A 16,685-nucleotide genomic window follows, 5' to 3' on the forward strand; every position below is an offset into this window, starting at 1 on the left:
ATCGGGGCTCCGCGCGTCGGGCGAATGCTGAGCCGGGGTGGGATACGATGAAAACCCGTGGTGAACATTTCTGAAGCGGCCGTTACCAAGCACATCTTCGTCACCGGGGGCGTCGTCTCCTCGCTGGGCAAGGGCCTCACCGCCGCCAGCCTCGGCAATCTCCTCACCGCGCGCGGACTCCGCGTCGTCATGCAGAAGCTCGACCCGTACCTGAATGTCGATCCGGGAACGATGAACCCGTTCCAGCACGGCGAAGTGTTCGTGACGGATGACGGTGCCGAGACCGACCTCGACATCGGCCACTACGAGCGCTTCCTCGACATCAACCTCAGCCAGGCCGCCAACGTGACCACCGGCCAGATCTACTCGCAGGTCATCGCCCGTGAGCGGCGCGGCGAGTACCTCGGCGACACCGTGCAGGTCATCCCGCACATCACGGATGAGATCAAGCGACGGATGCGCCTGCAAGCGCAGCCCGGACCGGCCGGCGAGCCAGCACCCGACGTCATCATCACCGAGATCGGCGGAACGGTCGGCGACATCGAGAGCCAGCCCTTCATCGAGTCCGCCCGTCAGGTGCGCCACGAGCTCGGCCGCAAGAACGTGTTCTTCGTGCATGTCTCGCTCGTTCCGTTCATGGGAGCGTCAGGGGAGCAGAAGACCAAGCCGACGCAGCACTCGGTCGCCGCCCTGCGATCGATCGGTATCCAGCCCGACGCCCTCGTCTTGCGCAGCGACCGGCCGGTCTCCGAGAGCAACAAGCGCAAGATCGCCCTCATGTGCGACGTGGACGAGCAGGCCGTCGTCAACGCGATCGACGTGCCGAGCATCTACGACATCCCGACGATGCTCCATGATCAGGGCCTCGACGCGTACATCATCGATCAGCTCGGGCTCGCCGCGGGCCCCGTCAACTGGGATGGCTGGGGGGAACTCCTCAAGACCGTCCACGACCCGAAGCACGAGGTCACTATCGGCCTCGTCGGCAAGTACATCGACCTCCCGGACGCCTACCTCTCGGTGACCGAGGCGCTCAAGGCGGGCGGATTCGCCCACCAGACCAAGGTCGCGATCCGCTGGGTCCCGTCTGACGAGTGCGAGACGCCGGACGGCGCCGCCCGCATGCTCGCCGATGTCGATGGCATCCTCGTGCCGGGAGGCTTCGGGGTGAGGGGCATCGAGGGAAAGCTCGGGGCGCTCCGCTTCGCGAGGGAGAACGGCATTCCGGCTCTCGGGCTCTGCCTGGGCCTGCAGTGCATGGTGATCGAGTACGCGCGCAACGAGGCGGGGCTCGCCGGAGCATCCTCGTCGGAGTTCGATCCGGAGACCGAGTTCCCGGTCATCGCGACCATGGCCGAGCAGGTCGACATCATCGACCACGGCGACATGGGCGGCACCATGCGCCTCGGCCTCTATGAGGCCGCGCTCGAGCCCGGCTCGATCGTGGAGGAACTCTACGGCGCGCCGACGATCGCCGAGCGTCACCGCCACCGCTACGAGGTCAACAACGCCTACCGTCAGCAGATCGCGGATGCGGGGCTCGTGTTCTCCGGGATCTCGCCCGACCGCACGCTCGTCGAGTTCGTCGAGTTGCCGCGCGAGGTCCACCCGTTCTACGTCGGCACCCAGGCCCACCCGGAGCTGCGGTCGCGGCCGAATCGCGCGCACCCGCTCTTCCGCGGGCTGGTGGGCGCCGCGCTCGAGCGTCAGCAGGCGTCGCGACTCTTCGAGGTGCCCGAGCCCGCCGATGCCTGAGCTCCGCGATGAGCCCACCTCGGTGGACGTGCTGGAGTCGACTCTCGAGTTCGAGGGTCGCGTGTGGGACATCCGCCGCGAGCGCTTCCGCATCGCGGGCACGGAGGTCGTCCGTGACTTCGTCGACCACACGGGTGCAGTCGCCGTGCTCGCCCTCGACGAGCGCGACCGCGTTCTGCTGATCCAGCAGTACCGTCACCCGGTGCGCTCGAGGGACTGGGAGCTGCCCGCGGGTCTCCTCGACATGGCGGGGGAGGACTACCTCGCCGCCGCTCAGCGAGAGCTCGCCGAGGAAGCGGATCTCGTGGCGGAGCAGTGGAACGTGCTCAGCGACATCCTGGTATCGCCGGGCGGGAGCACGGAGACGATCCGCATCTACCTCGCGCGCGGAGTGAGCGCCGCTCCCGCGGTCTTCGAGCGGACCGAGGAGGAGGCCGAGATCGTCCTGCGCTGGGTCGACCTCGACGAGGCGGTCGACGCAGTCCTCGCGCGAGAGCTCCAGAACTCACTGCTGTGCATCGCCCTACTCGCCGCCCACGCCGGCCGGTCGCGCGGATGGTCGACGCTCGCGCCAGCGGACTCGCCGTGGCCGCAGCATCGCGGTCAGGGGCGATGACGACGGGCGACATCGCCCTCCCGGTCGCCGTGGACCGGTACTTGCGCCATGTCGCCATCGAGCGGGGCCTGTCCGCGAACACTCTTCAGGCCTACCGCAGAGACCTCGCGGCGTACGTGGACCTTCTGGGCTCCCGCGGCGTCGGCTCACCGCGAGCCATCAGCGAAGCCGACGTCGCCGCCTTCGCGACGGCACTGCGAACGCGACCGGAGAACCCGCTCACGGCTGCCTCCATGGCGCGGATGCTCTCGTCCGTTCGGGGGTTCCACCGCTTCCTGCTGCTCGAGGGCCTCGTCGACACTGACGCCGCGGCCGACACCGCACCCCCGAAGCTCGGCCTGCGGCTGCCGAAGGCGCTGTCGATCGAGCAGGTCGAGGCGCTCCTCGCCGCGACCGACGGCGACGACACCCAGTCGCTGCGCGACAAGGCGCTCCTCGAGCTCCTCTACGCGACGGGTGCGCGGGTGTCGGAGGCCGTGTCCCTCGACGTCGACGACGTCATCGAGGGCGACGTGGTCCGGCTCTTCGGCAAGGGCGGAAAGCAGAGGATCGTCCCCGTTGGCAGCTACGCTCGCGCAGCGCTCGACGCCTATCTCGTCCGCGCCCGCCCCATCCTGTCCGTGCGGGGTGCGGCGACGGGCGCCCTGTTCCTCGGGATGCGCGGTGCCCGCGTATCCCGCCAGAACGCGTGGCTGATCATCCGAGCCGCCGCCGAGCGCGCCCAGTTGGGGGTGGAGGTGTCCCCGCACACGCTCCGCCATTCCTTCGCGACACACCTTCTCGCGGGTGGGGCCGACGTTCGCGTAGTGCAGGAGCTTCTCGGGCACTCCTCGGTCGCGACGACCCAGCTTTACACCATGGTGACGGCGGACACCCTCCGCGACATGTACACGACGGCCCACCCCAGGGCGCGCTGAGAACCTTCAACCTCTGGTCGAAGTGACCCTGCGGCGGCGGGCGCGCGCCGAGCGGGGCCACTCGGCGGGCCGACGTACACTGGCACAATGACGGTGCACCAGGATGACTCGGCGGTTCTGCCGGGCCTCGAAGTGGTCTCCGCCATCGGCCCCACTGGTCGCCCGCAGACCGAGTTCCCGACGCCCGCGCCGCTGCGCGAGCACGGCCCGGCCCGCGTGATCGCCCTGTGCAACCAGAAGGGCGGGGTGGGGAAGACCACCACGACGATCAACCTCGGGGCATCCCTGGCCGAGTACGGCCGTAAGGTCCTCGTCGTCGACTTCGACCCGCAGGGGGCGCTCTCCGCGGGCCTCGGCGTTCCCACCCACGACGTCGCCACGATCTATGACCTGCTCCTCGGGACGGTCAAGAACCCGGCCGAGGCGATCATCAACTCCGGGCATCCTAATCTCGACGTCATCCCCGCGAACATCGACCTCTCTGCGGCGGAGGTCCATCTCGTCAATGAGGTCGCCCGCGAGACCATCCTCGCGCGAGTGCTGCGCAAGGTGAGCGACCACTACGACGTGATCCTCATCGACTGTCAGCCCTCGCTCGGGCTCCTGACGGTCAATGCGCTCACGGCGGCCCACGGGGTGCTCATCCCCCTCGAGTGCGAGTTCTTCGCCCTGCGCGGGGTCGCTCTGCTCGTCGAGACGATCGACAAGGTCCGTGATCGGCTCAATCCGGCGATCGAGTTGGACGGTATCCTCGCCACCATGTACGACGCCCGCACCCTGCACTCGCGCGAGGTGCTCGAGCGCGTCGTCGAGACGTTCGGCGATACGGTGCTGGAGACCGTCATCGGACGCACCGTCAAGTTCCCGGATGCCTCGGTCGCTGGGGCGCCCATCACGAGCTTCGCCCCCGACCACTCGGCTGCGGACGCGTACCGCCAGCTCGCCCGAGAGTTGATCTCCCGTGGCGCCGTCGCCTAGCGAGGTCGCGGACGCGGAGGAGCTCGCCGGCGGGGCTGAGCCCGACGCGGGCGCCGCGGCCGAGGAGTCGACCACCGATCCCACCGTCTTCCGCGTCTCACTGGCCAACTTCGACGGCCCGTTCGACCTGCTGCTCTCACTGATCGCCAAGCACGAGCTCGACATCACGGAGATCGCGCTCTCCGCGATCACCGACGAGTTCATCTCCTACTTGCGCGGGGTCGATTCCGAGGAGGAGCTCGACCGCGCGAGCGAGTTCCTCGTCGTCGCCGCGACGCTCCTCGACCTCAAGGTCGCCGGGCTTCTGCCGCAGGGTGAGCTCGTGGACGCCGAGGATGTCGCCCTCCTCGAGGCGCGCGACCTGCTCTTCGCCCGACTGTTGCAGTACCGCGCCTTCAAAGAGGCGGCGCGCTGGTTCTCCGACCGGCTCGACGCCGAGTCGGGTCGTCACTTCCGATCGGTGCGGCTTGAGGAGAAGTACCGCAAGCAGACCCCGGAGCTCGTGTGGACCCTCTCCCTCGAGGACTTCGCCGCGCTCGCCACCCTCGCCTTCACCCCGCGCGAGATTCCGAGCGTCGGCCTCGACCACTTGCACGCGCCCCTCGTGAGCATCCGCGAGCAGGCGGCTCACGTCGTCGCGCTGCTCCGCCGGGGCGAACCGATGACGTTCCGCCAGCTCATCGCCGGAGCCGACCAGAAGGGCGTCGTCATCGCCCGGTTCCTCGCGGTGCTCGAGCTTTACCGGGGCGCCTTCATCGGTTTCGAGCAGCTCGAGCCGCTGGGGGAGCTCACCATTCACTGGTCCGCCGAGCACTGGTCGGACGACAGCCTTGCCAACCTCGGAGCAGACTATGGAAACTGACGAACTCGTCGAGGAGTCCGCGCCGCGCGTGGGCGATGTCGAGCGGGCGATCGAGGCGATCCTCATGGTCGCCGACGAGCCGCAGAGCCTCGTGCACCTGGCGACGGCGGTCGGGCATCCCGTCCCCGCCGTCCGCCAGTCGATCGAGCGCCTTGTCGCCGACTACGACGGGGAGTCCGGGGGAGTCCGCCGCGGCTTCGAGCTGCGGGAGGTCGGCGGTGGCTGGCGCATCTACGTGCGGCCGGAGCACGACGCCGTCGTGCGCGACTTCGTCCTGACGCAGAATCCGACCAAGCTCAGCCAGGCGGCGCTCGAGACCCTTGCGGTGATCGCCTACAAACAGCCGATCAGCCGCGGCGCCATCGCGTCGATCCGTGCGGTCAACGTCGACTCCGTCGTGCGCACCCTCCTCGGCCGGGGTCTCATCACCGAGGCCTTCACCGACAACGAGACGGGGGCCATCCACTACGAGACGACCCCGCTCTTGCTCAGCCAGCTCGGCATCAACTCGATCGAGGAGCTGCCGCCCATCTCGCCGCTCCTCGACGACGGGTCGGCCGGGTTCGATGAGCAGCGCTGAGCCGCCCGCCGAGGGCGAGCGACTCCAGAAGGTGATGGCGGCGGCGGGAGTCGCGTCGCGTCGCGCCTCCGAGGAGCTCATCGCCCAGGGTCGCGTGACGGTCAACGGGGAGACGGTTCGCGAGCCGGGGCGTCGCGTGCTCCCGACCGACCGCGTCACCGTCGATGGCACGGCGATCCAGCTGGACGTCTCCAAGCGGTACGTGATGCTGAACAAGCCCGTCGGCGTGGTGAGCTCGATGGCGGACGAGAGCGGGCGACCCGACCTGCGGACCTTCACCCGTGACTACGAGGAGCGACTCTTCAACGTCGGGCGACTGGATGCCGCGACCTCCGGTCTCCTCGTCCTTACCAACGACGGCGAACTCGCTCACGTGCTAGCGCACCCCTCGTTCGGTGTGTCCAAGACGTACATCGCGAAGGTGGAGGGCGCCGTCTCGGCTCAGACCATCAGCCGGCTTCTCTCGGGCGTCGAGCTCGACGACGGGCCGATTGCGGCCGACCGGGCTCGAGCGCTTCCCGGCGGAACCGTGCGGGAGTCCCTCGTCGAGCTCGAGCTGCACTCCGGGCGCAATCGCATCGTGCGGCGGATGATGGCGGCGGTCGGGCATCCGGTCATCGACCTGGTGCGGCGCCAGTTCGGCCCGCTGCACCTCGGCTCCCTGCCGGTGGGGCGGTCCCGTGATCTCACTAAGGTGGAACTCGGCCAGCTGCTGACCTTGTCCCGATCGGGCGGGCGGCCGGCCCCCGACTCGAAGGACTCCCGTGGCTGATCGCCGACTCGCCGGGCCAGTGCGCATCGTCGGCACCGGGCTGCTCGGCACGAGCATCGGGCTCGCGCTCACGGCTCGCGGGGTCGACGTGATCCTCGCTGACGTGTCCCCGGCGAGCGTGGCCCTCGCCGTGGACTACGGCGCCGGGCGGCGGGCCGAGGCGGGCGACGAGCCCGAGCTTGTCGTCGTCTGTGTGCCGCCGGATGTCACGGCGGCTCTTGTCGCGAGCGAGCTGGCCGCGCATCCGGGCGCCCTCGTCACCGACGTCGCGAGCGTGAAGGTGGGTCCGCTCGCGGAGCTTCTCTCGCTCGGCGCCGACGTGTCGCGCTACATCGGATCGCACCCGATGGCGGGCCGGGAGCGCAGCGGCGCGATCTCCGCGCGGGCGGACCTGTTCATCGGGCGCCCGTGGGTTATCGCCGGCCACGACGGCATCACCTACCGGCGCGCCGCCGCTGTGGAGCAGCTCGCTCTCGACCTCGGCGCCATTCCGATCGAGATGACGGCGGAGGAGCACGACCGCAACGTCGCCCTCGTGTCGCACGTGCCGCAGGTGGTCTCCAGCCTTCTCGCCCGCCGACTGGGAGCTGCGCCAGACTCGGCGGTGTCGCTCGCCGGTCAGGGGCTGCGGGACACGACTCGAATCGCGTCGAGCGATCCGGAGCTCTGGGTGCAGATCCTCAGCGCGAATGCGTCCCCCGTCGTCGACATCCTGCGGGAGTTCCGCGACGACCTCGACGCGATGATCGCCGCGCTCGACGCGCCGGATGCCCGCGGCGCTCGCCGCACGATCGCCGAGTCACTCGCCGGAGGCAATGCGGGAGTGGCGCGCATCCCGGGCAAGCACGGTCAGTCGGCGCAGTTCAGTCAGCTCGTCGTCATCGTCGACGACAGACCTGGCCAGCTCGCCCGGCTCCTCACCGACATCGGCGAGGCAGGGATCAACATGGAAGACCTCCGGCTCGAGCACTCTCCGGGCGCCCAGATCGGGCTCGCGGAGATCTCGGTGCTGCCGGAGGCGGAGGAGCGGCTCGCCGGCGAACTCGTCGCGCGCGGCTGGAGGATCTCGGAGGTGTCCTTGTGACCATCGTCGTCGCCGTCGACGGACCGGCGGGGAGCGGCAAGTCGAGCGTCTCACGCGCGGCGGCCCGGGCCCTCGGCTTCGACTACCTGGACACCGGGGCGGCGTACCGGGCGTTCGCGTGGCGCTGTCTCGAGGAGGGCATCGACACGCACGGCCCTCGAGACGTTATCGAGTCGCTTCCGTCGTTCGAGTACGCCATCGGCACCGACCCGGACGGGTACTTCGTGCGCGTGGGATCCGAGGACGTCACGGCGGACATCCGGGAGCCGCGCATTTCGTCGACGGTCAGCTCGGTCGCTCGCATCCCGGAGGTGCGCGCGCACCTCACGGCGCTGTTCCGCTCGATCATCGCGGGCACGGTCAAGCCGGGGATCGTCGTGGAGGGCAGGGACATCACGACGGTCGTGGCTCCCGACGCCGAAGTGCGGATTCTGCTCACCGCTTCCGAGGAAGTTAGGATGAGGAGGCGTTCTGCCGAGCTCTCAGGAGAGTCGGCCGAGGCGACTGCTCGGGAGCTGAGCTCCCGCGACGCGAAGGATGCGAAGGTGGTCGACTTCATGAATGCCGCGGAAGGGGTCGTCACCGTCGACTCCACCGATCTGGACTTCGATTCGACCGTCCATGCGGTCGTCACCCTCGTGCGGGAGCGCACTCAAGCGTAAGGAACCAACCATGGCCGATCTCGACGAGCACGACGACTTCCCCGAGCTGGATGCGGCGCTCGTTGAGCGCCTCGGTTCGCTCGACGAGGCGGAAGCGGTCCAGCGCGCGAACGCTCTGCGCGCGGGCCTCGACGACTACGAACTCGACGAGGAGGATCTCGACCTCCTCGACGCTGCCGGCGAGGACGTCGACGCGATCACCTACCTTCCAGCGCTACCGGTGCTCGCGATCGTCGGTCGGCCGAACGTCGGCAAGTCGGCGCTCGTGAACCGCATCCTGGGCCGACGCGAGGCGGTCGTCGAGGACACGCCGGGGGTGACGCGCGACCGCGTCAACTACAAGGCCGAGTGGAACACCCGCAAGTTCACCCTCGTCGACACCGGCGGGTGGGAACCGGACGCGAAGGGGATCAACGCCGCGGTCGCGGCTCAGGCCGAGGTTGCGATCGACCTCGCCGACGCGGTGCTGTTCGTGGTGGATGCCACCGTCGGCGCGACCTCCACCGACGAGCATGTCGTGCGCATGCTCCGCCAGACCAAGAAGCCGGTGATCCTCGTCGCCAACAAGGTGGATGACGCCTACCAGGAGCCCGAGGCGGCCGCGCTGTGGTCGCTCGGTCTCGGTGAGCCGTGGGCGGTCTCTGCTCTCCACGGTCGCGGTGTCGCGGACCTCCTCGACAAAGTGCTCACCGTGCTCCCCGAGGTCTCTGCAGTCGCTAAGGAAGAGGTGGGGGGTCCGCGACGCGTGGCGATCCTCGGCCGCCCCAACGTCGGCAAGTCGAGCCTGCTCAACAAGACGGCGGGGGAGGAGCGCGTCGTCGTCAACGAGATGGCAGGAACGACTCGCGACCCCGTCGACGAGCAGATCGAGCTCGGAGGCAAGTTCTGGCGGTTCATCGACACAGCGGGCATCCGTCGTCGCGTCAATCTCACTCAGGGCGCGGACTTCTACGCGACGCTGCGCACCTCGGCAGCGCTGGAACGCGCGGAGGTCGCTGTCGTCGTCATCGACGTGACGGCCCCCATCAGCATCCAGGACCTCAAGATCATCGACCTGGTCCTCGAGTCGGGCCGCGCCCTCGTGCTCGCGTACAACAAGTGGGACCTGCTGGATGACGAGCGCCGCATCTACCTCGAGCGCGAGATCGAGCAGGATCTCTCGCACGTGGACTGGGCGCCCCGCGTCAACATCTCCGCAAAGACGGGTCGCCACCTGGAGAAGCTGGTGCCGGCTCTCGAGCTCGCGCTGGAATCGTGGGACACCCGCATCCCGACTGGAAAGTTCAACGCGCTGCTGGCCGAGCTGACGGCGGAGCATCCGCACCCGGTTCGCGGTGGCAAGCAGCCGCGCATCCTGTTCGGCACTCAGGCCTCGTCGAGGCCGCCGACGTTCGTGCTGTTCACCACGGGGTTCCTCGACCCCCAGTACCGGCGCTTCATCACGCGGCGGCTCCGGGAGATCTTCGGCTTCGAGGGCAGCCCGATCACCGTGAACATGCGCGTGCGGGAGCGCCGGAAGCGCTGACCCGCACGCGCAACCGGCCTAGTGCCCCCCGTGCATCCCGGCGCCCACGAGCTCGGGGTCGGGCTTGGGTACGAACGCGGCCGCGACGATCGCGAAGAGAGAGATGATGGCGCCCGCGAGGAACGCGGTGTGGATTCCGCTCGCGAGGGCGTCGATCTCGCTCGCTCCAGCCGCCTCGCCTGCAACCGAGCCGACGGTGAGCAGGGCGATGAACAGGGCGGTCCCGGCTGCGCCCGCGAGCTGCTGGACCGTACCGATCGTCGCGCTGCCGTGCGAGTACAGCTGCGGGCGCAGCGAACCGAGAGCGGACGTGAAGAGCGGTGTGAACATGAACGCGAGGCCCACGCAGAGGGCGATGTGCAACGCGAGCACGAGCCAGACGGGACTGGTGGCGTTCAGGAGCATCGCCATGGACCACAACACGACGCTCACCCAGATCGCGCCGGGGAGGATCAGCGGCCGCGGGCCGACGCGGTCATAGAGCCGACCGACGAAGGGGCCGGCGAACCCCATCAGGAGGCTACCCGGCACGAGCATGAGTCCGGAACCCAGTACGTCGAGGCCTAACACGTCTTGCGTGTAGATGGGCAGCAGGATGATCGTGCCGAAGAGCGCGGCCATCATCACCATCATGATCACGATCGAGATGGTGAATCCACGGGACGCGAACGTGCGCAGGTCGAGCAATGCCTTGTCGGCCTTCTCGAGGGACAGCTGGCGCCAGACGAACGCGCCGAGCGCGACGAGCCCCACGAGGATCGGGATCCAGGGGGCCACAAAGGTCTCGCCGCGCGCGGCCTCGCCCAGGCTCGACAGGCCGTAGATCAGGCCGCCGAAGGCGAAGGCCGACAGCACGACCGACAGCACATCGACGGGGACCTTGCGCGGTTCGGTGACGTTCTGCACGCGGCTCGCGCCGAGGGCGAGGGCGCCGAGGGCGATCGGCAGCACGAGGATGAAGATCCACCGCCAGTCGAACACGCTGAGGATCACGCCCGAGATCGCCGGTCCGGCCGCGGGCGCCACGGACATGACGATCGAGATGTTGCCCATCGTCTTGCCGCGCTCGTGCGGCGGGACGAGCGTCATGACGGTCGTCATGAGCAGGGGCATCATGATGGCCGTGCCGCTCGCCTGCACGACGCGGCCCGCGAGCAGGATCTCGAATCCCGGGGCGACCGCGGCGAGCGCGGTGCCCGCGCTGAACAATGACATGGCGAGGATGAACACGGTGCGCGTCGTCAGCCTCGTCATGAGGAAGCCCGTGACGGGGATGACGATTGCCATCGTGAGCATGAACGCTGTCGAGAGCCACTGGGCCGTCGAGGCCGTGATCTCGAGCTCGCGCATGAGGTCGGGCAGCGCGTTGCCGATGATGGTCTCGTTGAGGAAGACGACGAAGGTCGCGGCCAGCATGAGCGCGATGACGACTCGGTTGCGCCGCGAGTGGTCGGGCTGCGCATCCGCAGCAGTCGGCAGCCGGATGCCGTCGGTCGCGGGGTCGTCGGTGGAAAGGGCGCGGTCGGTCACGGGGATCCTGTCGATCGTGGAGCTGTGGTGAAGGTACGGGCGAACCGGCCCGCGAAAGTTTACGTTGTGAACATCCTGCCGCACGCCGCCGACATTGCGTGGCCGTTCTCCCCGATTGGACGTTCGCGCCTCGCGAACACGGTAAGCTATTCGAGTTGTCACGGGCTGTGGCGCAGCTTGGTAGCGCACTTGACTGGGGGTCAAGGGGTCGCAGGTTCAAATCCTGTCAGCCCGACAAGCCACGGGGGATCGTACTTCCGCGGAAACTCAAGCGAAAGGCCCCGTCTCCACTAGACCGGAGACGGGGCCTTTCTTCGTTCCCGCACGAGCCGTTGCACAAGGCGTTGCACAGCGCGCGCCGCGTTCGGCTAGACCCCCGACGCGACCGCCTTCTGCATGCCCTCGCCGAGTGCTCGCGCGGCTGCGCGAATGCCCGCCGACCCAGAGTGCGGTAGGTACGTCGTGAGGTGTACCTCGACGCTGTGACCCAGAAGCGCTGCCGCATCTGCGGGCGCGACTTCCAGCTGGTGGAGCCAGAAGGCGATGCTGTGCCTCACGTTGTGTAGCTTGATCACGGGCACGCCAGCGAGCGCGCACAGTCGCCTGAATCGGTCGGAGTAGACCTGCGGCGCGAGCGGGTCGCCCAGCTCGTCCACGACCACGAGGCCGCAGTCGCGCCACGCTGCCCCAGCGGCCAGCCTGTCGGCAGCCTGTTGTGCCTTCATCCGCTTGAGTAGCGCCACAGTCCCAGGGTGGATGGCCTCGAAGGGAACTGACCGAACGCGCTGCGCACTCTTCGGGTCGTTCTCCTCCGTCGAGCCATCATCGAGCGCGACTCGCCCGACCGAGACAGACGCGATGCCGCCGTCGAGGTCAACGTCACCCCATCGGAGTCCCATGATGTCGGCGCGCGTCATGCCCGAGAGGGTGAGCCGCCATGCACCGGCCAGACGGTCCGCATCCGCGTGGTCGCGGAACTGCACCAACTCGACGGGCTGCCAGTGGCGCAGGTCCTGACCCCTGACGGTCCGAGCCTTGGGCCAGCGAGCGAGCTTCACGACGTTTCGCTGGATCGTCCCCTCGGCCACCGCGAGGTCGAGCGCCTGCTGGAGCGCGATCTTCACGGAGCGCATGGACGACGCGGACAGCGGCGTGCCGATCTCGCGCCCCTTCCGAGGTCGCATTCCCTCTCGCGCGAGCCATGCGACGAACGACTGCACCTCAGCGACGCCCAACTCGGTCACCGGCGTCAGTGCGAGGTCGTGCCTGAACACCGGGGCGAGCCAGTTGCGGTAGCCCTCGCGAGTGACACGTCGAACATCGACTCGCGTCTCGATCCAGCGCTCGCAGAGGTGCCCGACCGTTTCTGACGCGGCCCGTGCAGCTGCCCCGTAGAGCCCGCTCGCGGCCACAGCAGACCGAACCTCCGCCACCCATGAACGCGCGCCGTCGAGAGTCGGGAACGATGCACTCCCCTGCTGGCGTGGCCGACCCGGGGTCGGGCGCGCGCTGTCCACGCGAGCGCGGTAGACGACCCGCCCCGGCTTGGTCTCGACTCGGCGGATGGGCTCGACGGCGGTCGGGCACTCTGGGCAGGTGTAGCCGACAACGGCTTCGTCACGGGTGATCGGCACCCAGCCTGCGCGCTGGTTCGCCCGGGGCCTCGCGCAGGATCCGCATGACTTCGGGTTCGGCTGAGTCACCTTTTGACCTCAACTCCCGCTGCAGCGTGCGCAGCTTCGAGGCGCGTGTTGAACTTCGTCCACAGGTCAGCGTTTCGACTCCAGATGTTCTTGTCGGTCGATTCGATGAGTGCCATTAGCTCCTCGACTACTCGAAGTTCTAGGTCGGCGTCGTTCTTGGCCAACCAAGCATTGAACTCTTCGACTTGAAGGTCCTGCCGCGCGTGCCCTTCTGTGTAGTGGTCGGCCTCGGCGTACAGCTCGCGGACTCGATCCGTGTTCAGGGGTTGCATGTTTGTCTCCTTCTCTGGTGAACCGACGGCTACTTGTCGTCGGTGGTCTTCGCGCGATAGCCCTTGCCGGTCGCGGGGCTCGGAACCTCGGGGAAGTTCACTGGGCCGCCACTCCGCGCGGCTTCCTCTTCTGCCTCGCGTCGCTTCGCGCGTGCCCGCGCGATCCAGCCATCCACCGTTCGCTCCTTCGCGTCGAAGTAGATGGCTAGCTCTGCCCGACCCCAACCACGGCGTGTCATGAGCTCGGCCACTCGTTCGAGCGTCGGGGTCTTCCCAGCCCCGTCACCGTCGTCGGTGAGTAGCCCGCCCTCGGGGATGAACTGCAGGGCATCAGGGTCGTAGTCACGCACCCACGCTGCGACGACGGACTCGATTCGCTCGCGCGGGATGCTCCGAAGGCGGGCGAGGCGGGCGTCGTCGATGTAGCCGTCCATCTCGATCTCCAGATGGTCGAGGTGCCCTTGCTCATTCACGGTCGCTCGGTAGGTGACCTGTCGGCGGCTGTCGTGAATCGCTGCCCCGATGACAGGATCCCGATCCTCGTCGAAGTGGCGGGTCCAAGGGAACACCGACCAGCGAAGTCTCATGTCGTTCATGTGCGTAACTGTAGACACTTGTTGCGTTGCAATGCAACAAGGCAGCCTCAACAGCAACAGAACGCGAGAAAGGCAGGCAAGCGTGGCAAGCATCCAAGACGACCGCTTCTACCCAGTCACGGAGGTCGCCGACCTCATCGGTGTCAACTACCGCACGGTGCTGAACGAGATCCACGGTCAGCGACTCCACGCCGTTGCAGTTGGGCCCAAGCCGATCTACCGCGTCCCGGGCTGGGCGCTGCGCGACTACCAAGCGGGCCGTGCTCCACGACCCGCGGCGCTCGTGGCCAGCATCGGCGGCGCAGGAAACAACTGACCTACCAAGCACGAACGGCCCGCCGGACGAGGGCGAGCCGTTCCGACCCTCACTCAGGGAGGACCGATGACCACAGGATACGCCGAGAGGTACGACGAGATGCTGGCTCAGGCCTACGGGCCATTCACTCCCGGCTCGCTAGCTCGCGCAGTGCGAGCCGACAACGCCTCGCGCGGGCTGCGCACCTGCTGGTTCTGTCTCGCGGCCTTCGCGCCCCGACGAGTCATTGACAGTGACGGGAGGCTACGCCGACTGGGACGGGGGCGCTTCTTCTGCTCGACCCGGTGCGCGGTGTACGAGCGCCGCAGGGCTGTCCGGGAACGCCCCATCATCACGGCCAACCCTGACGGCTCGTTCACTCTCGACCTCCGCCGATGTTGGGACTGTGCCGCATGAGCGATGAGGACGAGGTGATGACGATCGACCTCACCAAGTACACGGAGCCAACCGACCTCGACGCCGCATGGGCGCTCGTGCTCGCAGACGCGCGCGAAGAAGCGGAAGTTGAGGACGCCGAGCCCTTGCAGGTGGCCAGCGATCCTGACCTCGGAACCCTGAGCGCGAGTGCTCGCGAAAGCTGGGCGGCAGAGGACGGCATCGGTCGCGCCGAGGCTCGCCGCCGACTGGGTTTAGTGGACGAGTGGGAGAGGCAACACGAGCCGCAAGGCCGACACGCCGACGCCCAGCGCTCGGGGTGGGGCGACGTGCCCCTCGACGGCCTGCTCGACGCGCTCGCCGCAGGCACCCTTCAGCTCCCGACCCCGACGGTAGGGATGCTCGCCGATGCCTCGTCAGGACTCTTCTACCCGGGCCGGGTGAACGGGCTAGCGGGGGAGTCAGGGGCGGGCAAGGGCTGGATCGCGCTCACCGTCGGCATCGAGCAGATGACCGCGGGCCGACACTTCTTCTACCTCGACTTCGAGGACAGCCCTGCACTCGCCCTGCTGCGGCTCGTGCACGTGCTCGGAGCCGAACCCGACCTCCTGCGCTCCCGGTTCCACTACCTCCACCCTGCGCGGCACGACGACGAGGGCATCGCCGATCTGGTGAGCCGGGTCGCCGACGAGCGCAGCGCGTTCGTCGTGATCGACTCCACCGGCGAGAGCATCGCGTCAGCAGGTCTCAACCAGAATCACGACGAAGAAGTCGCCCGCTGGTTCCAGTCGCTCGCGCACCCACTCGCCGACCACGGGGGCGCGACGGTGCTCCTGCTCGACCACATGGTCAAGAGCGACGACGGGGGGCTCTGGCCGATCGGCTCCCAGCGCAAGCGCGCCGCGATCACCGGGGCTCAGTATGTGGCCGAGATCGCCCAGCCATTCAGCCGCACGGCCAACGGCATGGTCACCCTCCGCGTGGCCAAGGACCGCCACGGGGCGCGTGAGGCTCGCAGCGTCGCTAGCTATGTCCAGTTCCAGCACCCGCAGACGGTTTCGACGTCGGCGGACGGGACGATCGACATCTCCCTGGGGGAGCAGCTGTCGGTGGTGTTCGGCCCGGGCAAGTCGTCGGATCAGATCAAGGCCGACCGCGACGCGAAGGCCGCCGCCGCCATTGACCTCGACGTGGCCGACCTCGACCGGCTCACCCCGCCCCCGAAATCGCAGCGCGACGTGCAGGCCCGCATGAGCTGGGGAGCGAAGCGCTCGATGGAAGCGCTGCAGGAGTGGCGGGCGCGGCAGCAGGGGAGCGCATCATGAGCGACTGCTACTCGTGCTACTGGGTGCTACTGGGGTGCTACTCAGTAGCAGCACGGCAAGCCCGGACGAGTGCTACTAGTGCTACTACACCCCTAGGGGGTAGTAGCGCAGTAGCACCCGGAGCGCCCGACATGCTGCGGTCGAGGCTAGCTCTTGATGCGGAGGTGCTTTCGAGCTTCAAGGATCAGGGCGTTTCGCGCATCGATCAGGTCGTCGATGGACTTCCGCGCCGCTTCAAGCCGGACGTCCCACTCTGCATCGGTCTGATCTTCACGGGTGAGCGTGGTGGGGTGCTCGATGTCAAAAGTTGCGTGCATGTGGTGGGTTGCTGCCTCCGCTACGGTCTTGGGACCGACAAGAAGCACGGCGCTGAGCGCAGCCGCAAGATCCTGCAGGTAGTCCGCGTACTCCTCCTCGGTGACCTCGTCGCGTGGCATTCGCTCCGCCCAACTGAGATAGCCGCGGTACGCATCCATTCGAACTTCCCGTACCCAACGGAAGTGCTCGCGTCTCGACTGAATCCACGCGCCGAGAAGTCCGATGAGCGCGGCGCCAAGTGCGCCGACGAGCAACGACAGCAGGGGATCGATAGAGGCGACCGCAACTGCGGCGGGCTCGACTGTCATGGGTCAGAGGGTACCGCGCGCCGCGCCAAACCGCCCACCTCGCGCTCCTCAAAACGCCGCGCGCGCGTGACACGCCGCCGACTTCACCTGTCGTCAAGTGTCTCGCCGGCCAGCCGCCGCGAGCTTCCGGGGGAGTCGCCCCGTTTCCGCACTCGCGTTGCACCAATCAGTGCACCGCGCCCCCACCACCG

Annotated in this window: 17 protein-coding genes and 1 tRNA gene; 13 read left to right on the forward strand and 5 right to left on the reverse strand. The window is 68.2% G+C overall.

The window, feature by feature from the left end; genetic code table 11:
• Positions 1–66: 66 nt before the first annotated feature.
• The 10 genes from pyrG to der all read left to right on the forward strand — a co-directional run bounded on the left by pyrG (position 67) and on the right by der (position 9,751).
• Positions 67–1,755: a CTP synthase gene (gene pyrG / locus Q5716_RS05930; RefSeq protein ID WP_305002970.1), complete on the forward strand. Its 1,689-nt coding sequence runs from the start codon at positions 67–69 to the stop codon at positions 1,753–1,755.
• On the forward strand, positions 1,748–2,371 hold the full coding sequence (locus Q5716_RS05935; protein WP_305002166.1) for an NUDIX domain-containing protein: 624 nt from the start codon (positions 1,748–1,750) through the stop codon (positions 2,369–2,371). Before pyrG ends, Q5716_RS05935 begins: the two co-directional genes overlap by 8 nt.
• Positions 2,368–3,288: a site-specific tyrosine recombinase XerD gene (gene xerD, locus Q5716_RS05940; protein ID WP_305002971.1), complete on the forward strand. Its 921-nt coding sequence runs from the start codon at positions 2,368–2,370 to the stop codon at positions 3,286–3,288. Before Q5716_RS05935 ends, xerD begins: the two co-directional genes overlap by 4 nt.
• 87 nt (positions 3,289–3,375) lie before the next feature.
• Positions 3,376–4,266, forward strand: a complete 891-nt coding sequence (locus tag Q5716_RS05945) for a ParA family protein (protein ID WP_305002167.1) — start codon at positions 3,376–3,378, stop codon at positions 4,264–4,266.
• Positions 4,250–5,128: a segregation and condensation protein A gene (locus Q5716_RS05950; RefSeq protein ID WP_434056588.1), complete on the forward strand. Its 879-nt coding sequence runs from the start codon at positions 4,250–4,252 to the stop codon at positions 5,126–5,128. Before Q5716_RS05945 ends, Q5716_RS05950 begins: the two co-directional genes overlap by 17 nt.
• Complete coding sequence (gene scpB, locus Q5716_RS05955; protein WP_305002168.1) at positions 5,118–5,708, forward strand: SMC-Scp complex subunit ScpB; 591 nt, start codon at positions 5,118–5,120, stop codon at positions 5,706–5,708. The genes Q5716_RS05950 and scpB overlap by 11 nt, the downstream gene beginning before the upstream one ends.
• Positions 5,695–6,480 (forward strand): pseudouridine synthase, encoded by a 786-nt coding sequence (locus Q5716_RS05960; protein WP_305002169.1) that lies wholly within the window; start codon positions 5,695–5,697, stop codon positions 6,478–6,480. Before scpB ends, Q5716_RS05960 begins: the two co-directional genes overlap by 14 nt.
• On the forward strand, positions 6,473–7,564 hold the full coding sequence (locus Q5716_RS05965; protein ID WP_305002170.1) for a prephenate dehydrogenase: 1,092 nt from the start codon (positions 6,473–6,475) through the stop codon (positions 7,562–7,564). The genes Q5716_RS05960 and Q5716_RS05965 overlap by 8 nt, the downstream gene beginning before the upstream one ends.
• A complete protein-coding gene (gene cmk / locus Q5716_RS05970) occupies positions 7,561–8,226 on the forward strand; it encodes a (d)CMP kinase (protein ID WP_305002171.1) in 666 nt (221 codons plus the stop codon). Before Q5716_RS05965 ends, cmk begins: the two co-directional genes overlap by 4 nt.
• A 10-nt stretch (positions 8,227–8,236) precedes the next feature.
• Entirely contained in the window at positions 8,237–9,751 is a 1,515-nt protein-coding gene (gene der / locus Q5716_RS05975; protein WP_305002172.1) for a ribosome biogenesis GTPase Der, read from the forward strand.
• 18 nt (positions 9,752–9,769) lie between these two features.
• Here der and Q5716_RS05980 read toward each other — a convergent pair whose 3' ends face one another.
• Positions 9,770–11,281: a DHA2 family efflux MFS transporter permease subunit gene (locus tag Q5716_RS05980; protein WP_434056589.1), complete on the reverse strand. Its 1,512-nt coding sequence runs from the start codon at positions 11,279–11,281 to the stop codon at positions 9,770–9,772.
• 161 nt (positions 11,282–11,442) lie between these two features.
• Here Q5716_RS05980 and Q5716_RS05985 point away from each other — a divergent pair.
• Positions 11,443–11,516, forward strand: a tRNA-Pro gene (locus tag Q5716_RS05985).
• Positions 11,517–11,649: 133 nt separating this feature from the next.
• Here Q5716_RS05985 and Q5716_RS05990 read toward each other — a convergent pair.
• The 3 genes from Q5716_RS05990 to Q5716_RS06000 all read right to left on the reverse strand — a co-directional run bounded on the left by Q5716_RS05990 (position 11,650) and on the right by Q5716_RS06000 (position 13,852).
• Positions 11,650–12,915 carry a tyrosine-type recombinase/integrase gene (locus Q5716_RS05990; RefSeq protein WP_305002173.1) on the reverse strand — a complete coding sequence of 422 codons (1,266 nt, stop codon included), beginning with the start codon at positions 12,913–12,915 and terminating at the stop codon, positions 11,650–11,652.
• A 65-nt stretch (positions 12,916–12,980) separates the two neighbouring features.
• Positions 12,981–13,256: a hypothetical protein gene (locus tag Q5716_RS05995; RefSeq protein WP_305002175.1), complete on the reverse strand. Its 276-nt coding sequence runs from the start codon at positions 13,254–13,256 to the stop codon at positions 12,981–12,983.
• 29 nt (positions 13,257–13,285) lie between these two features.
• On the reverse strand, positions 13,286–13,852 hold the full coding sequence (locus Q5716_RS06000; protein WP_305002176.1) for a hypothetical protein: 567 nt from the start codon (positions 13,850–13,852) through the stop codon (positions 13,286–13,288).
• An 82-nt stretch (positions 13,853–13,934) separates the two neighbouring features.
• Here Q5716_RS06000 and Q5716_RS06005 point away from each other — a divergent pair, with 82 nt between their 5' ends.
• Together Q5716_RS06005 and Q5716_RS06010 are read left to right on the forward strand one after the other, a co-directional pair.
• Entirely contained in the window at positions 13,935–14,168 is a 234-nt protein-coding gene (locus Q5716_RS06005) for a helix-turn-helix domain-containing protein (RefSeq protein WP_305002177.1), read from the forward strand.
• A gap of 392 nt (positions 14,169–14,560) precedes the next feature.
• Positions 14,561–15,868 carry an AAA family ATPase gene (locus tag Q5716_RS06010; RefSeq protein ID WP_305002178.1) on the forward strand — a complete coding sequence of 436 codons (1,308 nt, stop codon included), beginning with the start codon at positions 14,561–14,563 and terminating at the stop codon, positions 15,866–15,868.
• A 146-nt stretch (positions 15,869–16,014) separates the two neighbouring features.
• Here Q5716_RS06010 and Q5716_RS06015 read toward each other — a convergent pair whose 3' ends face one another.
• Entirely contained in the window at positions 16,015–16,494 is a 480-nt protein-coding gene (locus tag Q5716_RS06015) for a hypothetical protein (RefSeq protein ID WP_305002179.1), read from the reverse strand.
• Between the last annotated feature and the right edge of the window lie 191 nt (positions 16,495–16,685).

It is taken from the genome of Antiquaquibacter soli, from assembly GCF_030580675.1.
GTDB lineage: Bacteria > Actinomycetota > Actinomycetes > Actinomycetales > Microbacteriaceae > Rhodoglobus > Rhodoglobus soli.

Excerpts from the sequence above, each read along its gene's own strand:
- Q5716_RS05935 (WP_305002166.1), top strand. The coding sequence starts at position 1,748 with ATGCCTGAGCTCCGCGATGAGCCCACCTCGGTGGACGTGCTGGAGTCG.
- xerD (WP_305002971.1), top strand. The coding sequence starts at position 2,368 with ATGACGACGGGCGACATCGCCCTCCCGGTCGCCGTGGACCGGTACTTG.
- Q5716_RS05945 (WP_305002167.1), top strand. The coding sequence starts at position 3,376 with ATGACGGTGCACCAGGATGACTCGGCGGTTCTGCCGGGCCTCGAAGTG.
- scpB (WP_305002168.1), top strand. The coding sequence starts at position 5,118 with ATGGAAACTGACGAACTCGTCGAGGAGTCCGCGCCGCGCGTGGGCGAT.
- Q5716_RS05960 (WP_305002169.1), top strand. The coding sequence starts at position 5,695 with ATGAGCAGCGCTGAGCCGCCCGCCGAGGGCGAGCGACTCCAGAAGGTG.
- der (WP_305002172.1), top strand. The coding sequence starts at position 8,237 with ATGGCCGATCTCGACGAGCACGACGACTTCCCCGAGCTGGATGCGGCG.
- Q5716_RS05995 (WP_305002175.1), bottom strand. The coding sequence starts at position 13,256 with ATGCAACCCCTGAACACGGATCGAGTCCGCGAGCTGTACGCCGAGGCC.
- Q5716_RS06000 (WP_305002176.1), bottom strand. The coding sequence starts at position 13,852 with ATGAACGACATGAGACTTCGCTGGTCGGTGTTCCCTTGGACCCGCCAC.
- Q5716_RS06010 (WP_305002178.1), top strand. The coding sequence starts at position 14,561 with ATGAGCGATGAGGACGAGGTGATGACGATCGACCTCACCAAGTACACG.
- Q5716_RS06015 (WP_305002179.1), bottom strand. The coding sequence starts at position 16,494 with ATGACAGTCGAGCCCGCCGCAGTTGCGGTCGCCTCTATCGATCCCCTG.